An 11,280-nucleotide genomic window follows, 5' to 3' on the forward strand; every position below is an offset into this window, starting at 1 on the left:
CCCGGCAGAATCGCATGCCGGGCTGGTTTCCGACGCGGCGAGGTTTACTCGGCAGCGCCTTCGTCTTTAGCAACGCGGGAGGCGTGGATGTTAGCCACTGCCAAGTCGTTACCGTGAGCCAATGCAACCAGTTCAACGCCCTTGGCCAGTTTCAGGTCGGACAAGTGCACGATCTGACCGACTTCAACGGCAGCCATGTCGACTTCGATGAATTCCGGCAGGTCTTTCGGCAGGCAAGAAACTTCTACTTCAGCCAGCACGTGGGAAACTTCACCACCTTGCTGCTTAACGCCAACCGAACCTTCTTGGTTGATGAAGTGCAGGGGTACGTGAGCGGTCAATTTCTGGCCAGCTACAACGCGAATGAAGTCAGCATGCAGCACGAAACCTTTGGCTGGGTGGCGCTGCAGGGCTTTGATCAGCACGCTTTCGTTGCTGCCAGCAACGTTAAGGCTCAGCACGTGGCTGTAAGCGGCATCGTTTTCTAGCAGCTTGGCGAAATCTTTGGCCAGCAGGCTGATCGATTGCGGGGCTTTGTCGCCGCCGTAAATTACAGCAGGAACCATGGCTACGTTACGACGCAGGCGGCGGCTCGCACCTTTCCCCAGGTCAGAACGCGCTTCAGCATTCAGGATAAATTCAACAGTCATTTCACTTCTCCAAAATAACCAAACCGTCCGTTACGCTTGCGACCAGCGACGGGACGGTTGGTTGTAAGGCACTGCCATCAGGGCAGGGCGTGTGCGCTCAGGGCATGCTCCGGGTTAGCGGAACATCGCGCTGATCGATTCTTCATTGCTGATGCGGCGTACTGCTTCAGCGACTATCGGGGCTATATCCAGTTGGCGAATACGCGAACAGGATTGTGCGGCGGCTGACAGCGGGATGGTGTTGGTCACCACCAGTTCATCGAGCACCGATTTTTCAATATTTTCAATCGCACGCCCTGACAGAACCGGGTGGGTGCAATAGGCGAAGACTTTAGACGCGCCGTGTTCTTTCAGCGCTTTAGCCGCGTGGCACAGGGTGCCGGCGGTGTCCACCATGTCATCGACCAGGATGCAGGTACGGCCTTCAACATCACCGATGATGTGCATTACTTCTGATTGGTTGGCTTTCTCGCGGCGCTTGTCGATGATCGCCAGGTCAACACCCAGGGACTTGGCAACAGCGCGTGCACGCACCACGCCACCAATGTCGGGGGAGACGATCATCATATTTTCAAAGCGCTGGTCTTCAATGTCGTCCACCAAAACTGGGGAGCCGTAGATGTTATCAACGGGGATATCGAAGAAGCCTTGGATTTGGTCCGCATGCAGGTCGACGGTAAGAACCCGGTCGATGCCTACAACGGTGAGCATGTCAGCCACCACTTTGGCGCTAATAGCCACACGAGCTGATCGCGGACGACGATCTTGGCGGGCATAGCCGAAGTAGGGGATAACAGCGGTAATTCGGCTCGCTGATGAGCGGCGGAAGGCATCAGCCATCACCACCAGTTCCATCAGGTTGTCGTTGGTTGGCGCACATGTTGGTTGAATCAGGAAAACGTCTTTACCACGAACATTTTCGTTGATTTCAATCATGATCTCGCCGTCGGAAAACTTACCGACTGAAGCATCACCGAGGGGGATATGCAGCTGACGTACGATACGTCGCGCCAGATCGGGGTTAGCGTTCCCCGTAAAAACCATCATCTTGGACACGCGCAGTACCTGCCGGCTGAGGGTATACCTGGATGAGTACAGAAAATGGCAGGGGCGGCTGGATTCGAACCAACGCATGCCAGGATCAAAACCTGGTGCCTTACCGCTTGGCGACGCCCCTGTATCTTGTGTAACCGATGCTTTGAGTTGTGTATCCGCTCCAGGGCGGAAATGGCAGGGGCGGCTGGATTCGAACCAACGCATGCCAGGATCAAAACCTGGTGCCTTACCGCTTGGCGACGCCCCTACATACAACCCGTTGCTTCTACAACTAACAGCGTGTAATCACTTCTTGACCAATGTTTCAAGCTTGCGGTGCAACATCGAAATGTTACGCCCTTGGGCAATAAACCTTGGCAAACTGGCTGGAAGTTGGCGGGCGACTTTATCAGCATCGTCCCAGCTTGGGAAGCTCCCAAACACACAAGCTCCAGTGCCGGTTAATCTGGTTGGAACAAATTTGCTCAACAAGATCAAAGCGTTACGTACTTCTGGGTAACGCTTCAGGACTACCGGCTGGCAGTCATTACGACCACCCCCCTCAAGAAGGCTGCGAACTTTAATGGGCGGCGTATCCCGTGTCAACTCAGGGTCGGAGAAAATTTCCACAGTACTGACAAGCACTTGCGGAATGACCACAAGAAACCAAGGCTCGCTCAGCGTTATCGGTTGCAGCTTTTCCCCGACACCTTCGGCAAAGGCGGCATGTCCGCGTACGAATACCGGCACGTCTGCGCCCAAGCTTAGGCCTAGCGCTGCCAGCTGATCCTCGCTGCAGCCCAGTTGCCAGAGGTGATTAAGACCGAGCAGGGTGGTAGCTGCATCTGAGCTGCCGCCACCAATACCGCCGCCCATGGGTAAGCGTTTATCGAGCCAGATGTTGGCGCCTAAGGGGCTGTTGCCGTGCTGTTGCAGCAGGCGCGCAGCGCGCACGATCAGGTTGCTGTCGTGGGGCACGCCGTCGACGGTGGTGTGCAGGTGAATTTGCCCATCCTGGCGCAGGGCAAAACCGAGTTCGTCGCCGAACTCGAGAAACTGAAACAGTGTTTGCAGTTCGTGGTAGCCGTCGGCGCGGCGACCGAGGATGTGCAGCATCAAGTTAAGTTTGGCTGGCGCCGGCAGAATCAATTCGGCGGCGGCTGCAATAGCGGACGCGTTCATTGTCCTAGCTGGCGCGGTTGCCAGTCCTTGATCACGAGGGTGACCTCAAGGTCATGACCACTCAGCTTGATTCGCTCAGGCAGCCAGAAGCCATTTTGTTCGGCGTAGCCCAGGTACTCTACAAACCAGCCATCTTGGCTCAGTTGTGCCAAATGACTTTGGTTGTCGAGGTTCAGACGGCTTTTGCTCAAGGGGGAAGGCAGGCCGCGAATCCACCAAGTCAGGTGCGAGACCGGCAGGTTAAGGCCTAGCTGATCTTGCATCAGTTGCTCGGGTGACTCGGCTTGATAGCGGCCTTGGTTGGCCACTTCTAGCGACACCGCACCAGGTCGGCCGGTTAAGCGGGCGGCGCCACGGCCAAGGGGGCCGGACAGGCGGATGTCATAGTAATCTTGGCGCTGTAGCCAAAATAAGGTGCCGCTGCCGGAGTCTTTCGGCGCGCGGATGCCGACTTTGCCGTTGATTTGCCATGCATCAAGTTTGCTGAGTTGCTGTTTGTGCGCTTTCCAGCGTTGTGCATCGCCTTGGCCTTCAAGGGCTTCGCGGGAGGTCAAGCCGGCGCAGCCAGCCAGTAGCGTGATTAAGCTGAAAACCAGCAGGTGGCGCGCAAACATCAAGGTGTTTCTGCTCCGGTCAGGCGCAGCAGGGTGCTGCGTAAAATTTCACTGTCGGGTTGTTGTTTCAAGGCTTCACGCCAAAGTTTGCGCGCTTCTTTCTGTTTGCCTTGAGCCCACAGCACTTCGCCCAGGTGGGCAGCCACTTCATGGTCGGGGAATTTCTCTAGGGCTTGGCGCAGCAAGCGCTCGGCCTCGTCCAAATTGCCTAAGCGGTAATTCACCCAACCAAGGCTGTCGAGAATGGCTGGATCGTCCGGGTTTAGTTGGTGTGCTTGTTCGATTAGTTCTTTGGCTTCGGCGAAGCGGGTGGTGCGGTCAGCCAAGGTGTAGCCGAGGGCGTTGAGGGCCATGGCGTTATCCGGCTCGCGCTCAAGGATAAAGCGCAGGTCTTGCTCCAGCAGGGCCAGGTCGTTTCGCTTTTCCGCCAACATCGCGCGGGTGTAAAGCAGGTTGAGGTCTTCCGGAAACTGTTCCAAAGCGTGTTGGACAAGCTGCCAAGCGCGTTCAGTGTCCTGCTGTTTAGACCACGCTTCGGCCTCAATCAGGTACAGCTGGATGGCGTAATCAGGTTGGTTATCACGGGCTTGGCGCAGGCGCTCGGCGGCTTCAGCGCCACGTTGTTGTTTGAACAACAGCTCACTTTGTCGGGCTTGTGCGGGCAGGTAGTCGTTGCCGGGGCCGACCAAGGCGTACTCGTTTAAGGCGCTGGAGGTGTCACCCAACTCTTCATGGGCGCGGGCCAAGTTGAAGTGCGCCGCTTCCACATGGCTGCCGCGCTCGACCAGCTCTTCGAGGTAGACGATTGCCTCTTTCCAGGCCTCGGCTTCTAGGCAGACAAGCGCCAAGGAAAAGCGCAAGTCATCGTCATTGGGGTGCTGTTGCAGCAGTGCGCTGAATTCACCTCTGGCATCGTCCAAGCGATCTTCCGCAACCAATAAACGGGCGTAGGTCAGGCGCAGACGTTTGTCATCCGGGTGCAGCTCGATGCCTTTTTCCAGCAGTGGCAGGGCCTCAGCATTGCGTTCTAGGCTTTGCAGCAGGCGCGCATGCAGCAGGAACGAGGCAATCGGACGGGTCTTGCGCGGTTGTTGCTCCAGCAAGGCCAGAGCCTCTTGCGCACGGCCGTCTTGTTGCAGGAGCAGGGCCTTGCCAAATTGCAGCTGGCTGTTGTCGGGGTACTTTACTTGCAGGCGATCAAAACTTTGCAGCAGACCGGCGCGCGTATCCGGGTCGGTTTCGGCGGCAGACAACGCCAGGAAGTCGAAATGGGTATCGCCTTGGCGCTGCAGAACCTGCTCCATAAACACCATCGATTCATCGTAACGGCCAGCGCGCGCCAGTTGTACGGCGGCTGCGCGCTGCGCATCGATGTTGTCGGGTGCGGTTTTCGCCCAAAGCAAGCTCGTGTCTAAGGCCGCTTGTTCGGCGCCCAGGTACTCGGCGATGCGAAAGCCTCGCTCGGCGACGCCTGCATCCTGCGTGGCATTGGCCTGCTCTACATAGTTTTCCAAGGCAATGTCAAAGCGGTTGCGTTGGCCGGCTAATTCAGCGACCAGCAGCGACAGCAGGGTTTCCTCACTAAAGGCGCGGTAAACCTCCGGCTGCGCGTGCGCGGCGACCACGGTAGGGTCTTCCACGGGTGGCGTGCCATCCGGGTTCGAGGGGGCAAAAATCTGGCAGCCACTCAATAAAGCAGCAGCAGTGAGCAAGGCAAAGGATCTATTCATAAGAAGAGTATGTGGCCAACCTGCGGTTTCGGCATCATGACACAAGCGTTGGGGCAAGCCCATGGGCGGCCATGATCCTAGTTAGATAGACAATCTTGGCTGTTAGGACAATAAGTCGTGGTGGTTGTTCTCGCTTTGCCGAAGTAGGACAATTGCCGGCTTCCACTCCCTGTCAGCGATCGTGCATGGCCTTTATTGCCCTTGGTATTAACCACAAGACCGCTTCGGTGGACGTCCGCGAACGCGTGGCGTTCAGTCCCGAGCAGTTGGTTGAGGCCTTGCGTTTGCTGTGCCACAACACCGCCAGCCGTGAGGTGGCCATTCTCTCAACCTGCAACCGCAGCGAGTTATACCTTGAGCAGGATGAACTGAGTGCCGAGGAAGTGTTGGCCTGGCTGGCTAATTATCACCACCTGAGCCTCGAAGAATTGCGCGCCAGCGCCTACGTGCATGCTGACGCTGACGCGGTGCGGCACATGATGCGCGTGGCGTCTGGGTTGGACTCCATGGTCTTAGGCGAGCCGCAAATTCTCGGCCAAATGAAGTCAGCGTTTGCTGTTGCCCGTGAAGCTGGCACCCTTGGGCCGATGCTCGGGCGTTTGTTTCAAGCCACCTTCAGCACCGCCAAGACGGTACGCACGGATACCGCCATTGGTGAGAATCCTGTGTCCGTGGCGTTTGCTGCAGTCAGTTTGGCCAAGCAGATTTTTACTGATTTGCACCGCAGCCAGGCACTGCTGATCGGCGCGGGTGAGACCATCAGCCTGGTCGCTCGGCATCTGCACGACCAGGGCATCAAGCGCATTGTGGTGGCCAATCGAACGCTGGAGCGCGCCAGCAGCCTAGCCGAACAATTCGGTGCGCATGCGGTGCTGCTCTCGGAAATCCCGGATGAGCTGGTCAACAGCGATATCGTGATTAGTTCCACCGCCAGCCAGCTGCCGATTCTTGGTAAAGGCGCTGTTGAGCGCGCGCTGAAACAACGCAAGCACAAGCCCATTTTTATGGTTGATATTGCCGTGCCGCGCGATATCGAGCCTGAGGTCGGCGAGCTGGATGATGTCTACCTGTATAGCGTCGATGACTTGCACGATGTGATTGCAGAAAACCTCAAAAGCCGTGAGGGCGCCGCACAGGCCGCTGAAGAGTTGGTCATCGCCGGCGCGCAAGACTTTATGCAGCGTCTGCGCGAGTTGGCCGCCGTTGATGTGCTCAAGGCTTACCGGCAACAGGCCGAACGCCTGCGCGATGAGGAGCTGAATAAGGCCTTACGCCTGCTCAGCAACGGGGCGTCGGCAGAGGATGCCATGGCGCAATTGGCGCGCGGCCTAACCAACAAGTTGCTGCATGCACCCAGCGTGCAACTGAAAAAATTCTCTGCTGATGGCCGCGTTGATGCGCTGGGCGTGGTTCAAGAGCTATTTGCCCTCGACGAGGGCGTCTCGCCCGGCTCGGCCAATAAATAAAGGTCTGCAATGAAAGCGTCACTGATCAATAAACTCGACTTGTTGCAGGATCGTTTCGAAGAGCTGACCGCGCTGCTTGGCGATGCTGAAGTGATCAGCAATCAGCCTCAGTTTCGTGCCTATTCCAAGGAGTACGCTGAAATTGAGCCGGTGTATCAGGCGTTCCGGGCCTTCCGTAAGGTTCTGAGTGATCTCGAGGGCGCACAGGCGCTGCTCAAAGACAGTGACCCAGACATGCGCGAGATGGCCGAGGAAGAAGTGACCGAGGCCAAGGAACAGCTGCTTGAACTGGAAGCCACGCTGCAGCGCATGCTGCTGCCCAAAGACCCGAACGACGGGCGCAACGTGTTCCTTGAAGTCCGCGCCGGCACCGGTGGCGATGAGGCGGCGATTTTTTCTGGTGACTTGTTTCGCATGTACTCGCGCTATGCCGAGCGTCAGGGCTGGCGGGTCGAGGTGCTGTCTGCCAGCGAAGGCGAGCATGGCGGCTTTAAAGAGGTGATTGCCCGGGTCGAGGGCGACAACGTTTACGGCAAGCTCAAGTTTGAATCCGGCGCGCACCGCGTGCAGCGCGTCCCGGAAACCGAGTCTCAGGGGCGCATCCATACGTCGGCCTGCACCGTTGCCGTGTTGCCGGAACCGGATGAGCAAATGGCCATCGACATCAACCCTGCCGATTTGCGTGTAGACACCTACCGCTCTTCCGGTGCCGGCGGTCAGCACGTTAACACCACCGACTCAGCCGTTCGTATTACCCACATTCCCACCGGCACCGTGGTTGAGTGTCAGGACGAACGCTCGCAGCATAAGAACCGTGCCAAGGCCATGGCTTGGCTGGCAGCGAAATTGAAGGACCAGCAAGAAGCAGCCGCGCACAAAGAAATTTCCGACTCGCGCAAATTGCTGGTGGGCTCAGGCGACCGTTCCGAGCGTATCCGCACGTACAATTTTCCTCAGGGGCGGGTCACCGATCACCGCATCAACCTGACCCTGTATTCACTCAATGAAGTGATTGCTGGCGGCGTCGAAGCGATTATTGAACCGCTGTTGGTTGAGTATCAGGCAGACCAGTTGGCGGCGTTGGGTGATTGATTCGCGCTTGTTGTAGCCCGGATGTAATCCGGGAGCGACCGTTGACACATGTCCCGGATTGCATCCGGGCTACGGAATAAATGCCATGGTCACCATCGAAACCCTGCTTAACACCGGCGCACTACCGGACTCACCCACCCCGCGTTTGGATACTGAGTTATTGCTCGCCCACGCCCTAGGCAAGCCGCGCAGTTATTTGCACACCTGGCCCGAGCGAGAGCTGGAGGCGGCGCAGCTAGTGTGCTTTCAGGCGGCGCTGGCGCGGCGTCAGAGCGGTGAACCGGTGGCCTATATCCTCGGCCAGCAGGGCTTTTGGAGCCTTGAATTGGAAGTGGCTGAGCACACGCTGATACCGCGACCGGATACCGAGTTGCTGGTGGAAACGGCTCTGACGCTGCTGCCGGCCGCGCCAGCCTCTATCCTTGATCTTGGCACCGGCAGCGGCGCGATTGCTCTGGCCTTGGCCAGCGAGTGCCCGGCTTGGCAGGTGACGGGTGTGGATCGAGTCGTTGAGGCTGTGGCCTTGGCTGAGCGTAACCGCACACGGCTTAAATTGAGTAACTCGGCTTTTGTTGAAAGCCATTGGTTTAGCGCTCTGGCCGGGCAGCGCTTCCAGCTTATTGTCAGTAACCCGCCGTATATCGCCGCCGATGATCAGCACCTGGCCCAAGGTGATGTGCGCTTTGAGCCGAGTAGCGCGCTGGTCGCAGGTAAGGACGGGCTGGATGATATTCGCCTGATCATTGAACAGGCGCCGGATTACCTCGAAGCAGGCGGCTGGTTATTACTGGAACACGGCTTCGATCAGGCGGCGGCGGTGCGTGAGCTGCTCAGCGCGCGCGGTTTTAGCGCGGTGGAGAGCAGGCGTGACCTGGCCGGCCATGAGCGTATCAGCCTGGGGCGCTTCGATAATGAGTGATGCCATGAACCCGCAAGACATGTTGAGTGACGAGGAATTGCTGCGATACAGCCGGCAGATACTCCTGCAACAAATCGATATTGAAGGCCAGCTACGGCTCAAGCACAGCCGTGCATTGATCGTCGGCCTCGGCGGCCTCGGTTCACCGGTGGCGCTGTATTTGGCGGCGGCTGGGGTGGGCGAATTGCACCTGGCTGACTTCGATACGGTGGATGCTACTAACCTGCAGCGGCAGATCATCCATGACACCGCGAGCATTGGCCTGAGCAAAGTCGATTCGGCGAGCAAACGCTTAATGGCGCTCAATCCGCAGCTGCGTCTACATGCGCATCGCCAAGCCCTCGACAGTGACTCTTTGGCTGCTGCCGTGGCGGCGGTGGATCTGGTGCTGGATTGCTCGGATAACTTCAGCACCCGCGAGGCGGTAAATGCCGCGTGCGTGGCGGCCAACGTGCCGCTGGTCAGTGGCGCGGCGATTCGCTTGGAAGGTCAGCTTTGCGTGTTCGACCCGCGCCGCGCTGACAGCCCCTGTTACCACTGCATGTATGGTCACGGCAGTGAGGCCGAGCTGACCTGCAGTGAAGCAGGCGTGGCCGGTCCCTTAGTAGGCTTGGTCGGCAGTTTGCAAGCGCTGGAAGCGTTGAAGCTGTTGGTGCCATTTGGTGAGCCGATGGTTGGGCGCTTGCTGCTGATCGACGCTTTCGGCAGCCGTTTTCGTGAGCTGCGGGTTAAGCGCGATCCGGGTTGCAGCGTGTGCGGCAGCCATGCCCAGTAGTGCATCAAGCGACGCGCCAATTGGAGTATTCGATTCCGGCGTCGGCGGCTTGTCGGTCTTACGTGAGATTCGCGCGCTGCTGCCCAACGAGTCGCTGTTGTATGTCGCCGACAGCGGTCATGTGCCCTATGGCGATAAAAGCCCGGAGTTTATACGCGAGCGCTGCCGGGTATTGGCTGAGTTTCTTTTAAGCCAAGGCGCTAAAGCGCTGGTGCTGGCCTGTAATACCGCAACGGTGGCCGGCGTTGCCGAGTTGCGTGAGCGTTACCCGCAATTGCCGATTATCGGCATGGAACCGGCCGTAAAACCGGCCGCTGCAGCAACCAAAGCCGGTGTAGTGGGTGTGCTGGCCACCACGGGCACTCTGAAAAGTGCCAAGTTCGCCGCCTTGCTTGACCGCTTCGCCTGTGACGTGCGGGTGATTACCCAGCCTTGTCCGGGGTTGGTTGAGCGCATTGAAGCCGGCGAGCTAGAGAGCGCCGCCACTCGTGCGTTACTGCAGGGTTTTGTTGCGCCGCTTCTGGCTGAAGGCTGCGACACATTGATTCTGGGCTGCACCCATTACCCGTTTATCAAGCCGCTGTTGCGCACGCTGCTACCCGCTTCGATCAGCGTAATCGACACGGGCGCCGCCGTGGCGCGGCACGTGCAGCGCATGTTGAGCGCGCAGGGTGTGCTCGCCAGCGGTCCGGCCCAACCGGCGCAATTTTGGTCCAGCGCTGAGCCGCAGGCCATGCAACACGTTTTGCCTCTGCTCTGGGGCAAGGCTGCTGAGGTGTTGCCGCTGCCGTAATGGGGGCGTTGTCCTCTTTTTAATGTCCCTATACTGCTTCACGCGTATTGCGCGTTCTTTTATTGGCTTAAAAAGGATAATTGCCATGAGAAAAAGCATAACCCTTGCGGCACTGGCAGCGTTGGCATGGGGGCAAGTTGCTGCCGTTCAGGCGATGGACGTGAGTGTTGCCGTCGGGCAAACCGGCGACTCAACCATGACTTACCGTCTGGGTACGCAGTTTGATTTCCAGCAGAGTTGGTTTGCCAGTGATGTCGGTCGCCTGACCGGCTACTGGGATGCGGCCTACACCTTCTGGGATGGCGATAAGACCGCCAGCAACCACAGCGTGTCGTTGAGCCCCGTCTTGGTTTACGAGTTTGCCGGCGAGCGCTTTAAGCCTTATGTCGAAGCTGGGATTGGCATTGCGGCCTTTAGCAGCACTGAGCTTGAAAGCAATGACCTGGGTTCATCTTTCCAGTTTGAAGACCGCATCGGTTTTGGTGTGCGCTTCGCCGGGCAGGAAGTCGGCGTGCGTGCGCTGCATTACTCGAATGCTGGGCTTAAAAAGCCTAATGACGGGGTTGAGAGCTATGCCCTGCATTACCACATGAGTTTTTAGTAGCGCATGGCGTTGAAAAACCGCATAGCCATCCGTTTTTTTATTTCAGCAGGCGGCGTGTTTAGCGGTAGATGCTGGCCATGCCCTTGCGCTCATCCAGGCATTCGGGGGAGGCGGTTTCGAACTCGCGGCAGATCAGCGGACGCACCTCGTAGATGGTGCAGCGCATGGTGTTGCGGTCTAGGGCCGCGCACCAGCCGTCATCCAAGCGCAACATGACTTCGCCGCCCCAATCATCAGTGTCGATGAAGCGCCGCGGCACGCCGGTGTCTGTGATCAACATAACTTCCAACTGGCAGCAGCAAGCTGCGCAGTTGCTGCAGCTCACTGCAGGCTCGCTTGGCAGTTCGGTTAGTGGGATGTGTTGGCTCATGCCGCGCAGTGTACGCCATCGGCGCTGCAGATTTAATGCAGCGACCTCCA

Annotated in this window: 12 protein-coding genes and 2 tRNA genes; 6 read left to right on the forward strand and 8 right to left on the reverse strand. The window is 58.1% G+C overall.

All coding sequences use genetic code 11. The features are described 5' to 3' along the window. Nucleotides 1-44: 44 nt before the first annotated feature. From WF513_RS04595 to WF513_RS04625, 7 genes are all read right to left on the reverse strand, one after another. Complete coding sequence (locus WF513_RS04595) at nucleotides 45-650, reverse strand: 50S ribosomal protein L25/general stress protein Ctc (protein WP_339081864.1); 606 nt, start codon at nucleotides 648-650, stop codon at nucleotides 45-47. A 114-nt stretch (nucleotides 651-764) separates the two neighbouring features. Beyond that, the gene (locus tag WF513_RS04600) at nucleotides 765-1,706 is read right to left on the reverse strand and encodes a ribose-phosphate pyrophosphokinase (protein WP_339083416.1); all 942 of its coding nucleotides are present in this window, start codon (nucleotides 1,704-1,706) and stop codon (nucleotides 765-767) included. Between the two features lie 46 nt (nucleotides 1,707-1,752). Beyond that, nucleotides 1,753-1,827, reverse strand: a tRNA-Gln gene (locus tag WF513_RS04605). Nucleotides 1,828-1,878: 51 nt separating this feature from the next. Continuing rightward, nucleotides 1,879-1,953, reverse strand: a tRNA-Gln gene (locus WF513_RS04610). A 38-nt stretch (nucleotides 1,954-1,991) separates the two neighbouring features. Continuing rightward, nucleotides 1,992-2,867 (reverse strand): 4-(cytidine 5'-diphospho)-2-C-methyl-D-erythritol kinase, encoded by an 876-nt coding sequence (gene ispE / locus WF513_RS04615; protein WP_339081865.1) that lies wholly within the window; start codon nucleotides 2,865-2,867, stop codon nucleotides 1,992-1,994. Beyond that, a complete protein-coding gene (lolB, locus tag WF513_RS04620) occupies nucleotides 2,864-3,481 on the reverse strand; it encodes a lipoprotein insertase outer membrane protein LolB (protein WP_339081867.1) in 618 nt (205 codons plus the stop codon). The genes ispE and lolB overlap by 4 nt, the downstream gene beginning before the upstream one ends. Further along, entirely contained in the window at nucleotides 3,481-5,211 is a 1,731-nt protein-coding gene (locus WF513_RS04625; protein ID WP_339081869.1) for a tetratricopeptide repeat protein, read from the reverse strand. The genes lolB and WF513_RS04625 overlap by 1 nt, the downstream gene beginning before the upstream one ends. Nucleotides 5,212-5,396: 185 nt before the next feature. Between WF513_RS04625 and hemA the strand changes: the two genes are divergently transcribed. From hemA to WF513_RS04655, 6 genes are all read left to right on the forward strand, one after another. Next, on the forward strand, nucleotides 5,397-6,677 hold the full coding sequence (gene hemA / locus WF513_RS04630; RefSeq protein WP_339081871.1) for a glutamyl-tRNA reductase: 1,281 nt from the start codon (nucleotides 5,397-5,399) through the stop codon (nucleotides 6,675-6,677). 9 nt (nucleotides 6,678-6,686) lie between these two features. Further along, nucleotides 6,687-7,769 carry a peptide chain release factor 1 gene (prfA, locus tag WF513_RS04635; protein ID WP_339081872.1) on the forward strand — a complete coding sequence of 361 codons (1,083 nt, stop codon included), beginning with the start codon at nucleotides 6,687-6,689 and terminating at the stop codon, nucleotides 7,767-7,769. An 85-nt stretch (nucleotides 7,770-7,854) separates the two neighbouring features. After that, complete coding sequence (gene prmC, locus WF513_RS04640; RefSeq protein WP_339081874.1) at nucleotides 7,855-8,688, forward strand: peptide chain release factor N(5)-glutamine methyltransferase; 834 nt, start codon at nucleotides 7,855-7,857, stop codon at nucleotides 8,686-8,688. Nucleotides 8,689-8,707: 19 nt separating this feature from the next. Next, nucleotides 8,708-9,463: a molybdopterin-synthase adenylyltransferase MoeB gene (locus WF513_RS04645; RefSeq protein WP_339083418.1), complete on the forward strand. Its 756-nt coding sequence runs from the start codon at nucleotides 8,708-8,710 to the stop codon at nucleotides 9,461-9,463. Further along, entirely contained in the window at nucleotides 9,453-10,256 is an 804-nt protein-coding gene (gene murI, locus WF513_RS04650; protein WP_339081876.1) for a glutamate racemase, read from the forward strand. Before WF513_RS04645 ends, murI begins: the two co-directional genes overlap by 11 nt. An 85-nt stretch (nucleotides 10,257-10,341) precedes the next feature. After that, complete coding sequence (locus tag WF513_RS04655; RefSeq protein WP_339081878.1) at nucleotides 10,342-10,857, forward strand: acyloxyacyl hydrolase; 516 nt, start codon at nucleotides 10,342-10,344, stop codon at nucleotides 10,855-10,857. Between the two features lie 61 nt (nucleotides 10,858-10,918). Here the strand turns inward: WF513_RS04655 and WF513_RS04660 are convergent, their stop codons facing one another. Continuing rightward, nucleotides 10,919-11,230 (reverse strand): YkgJ family cysteine cluster protein, encoded by a 312-nt coding sequence (locus WF513_RS04660; protein WP_339081880.1) that lies wholly within the window; start codon nucleotides 11,228-11,230, stop codon nucleotides 10,919-10,921. Nucleotides 11,231-11,280: the final 50 nt, after the last annotated feature.

It is taken from the genome of Pseudomonas sp. TMP9 (assembly GCF_037943105.1).
Lineage (GTDB): Bacteria > Pseudomonadota > Gammaproteobacteria > Pseudomonadales > Pseudomonadaceae > Aquipseudomonas.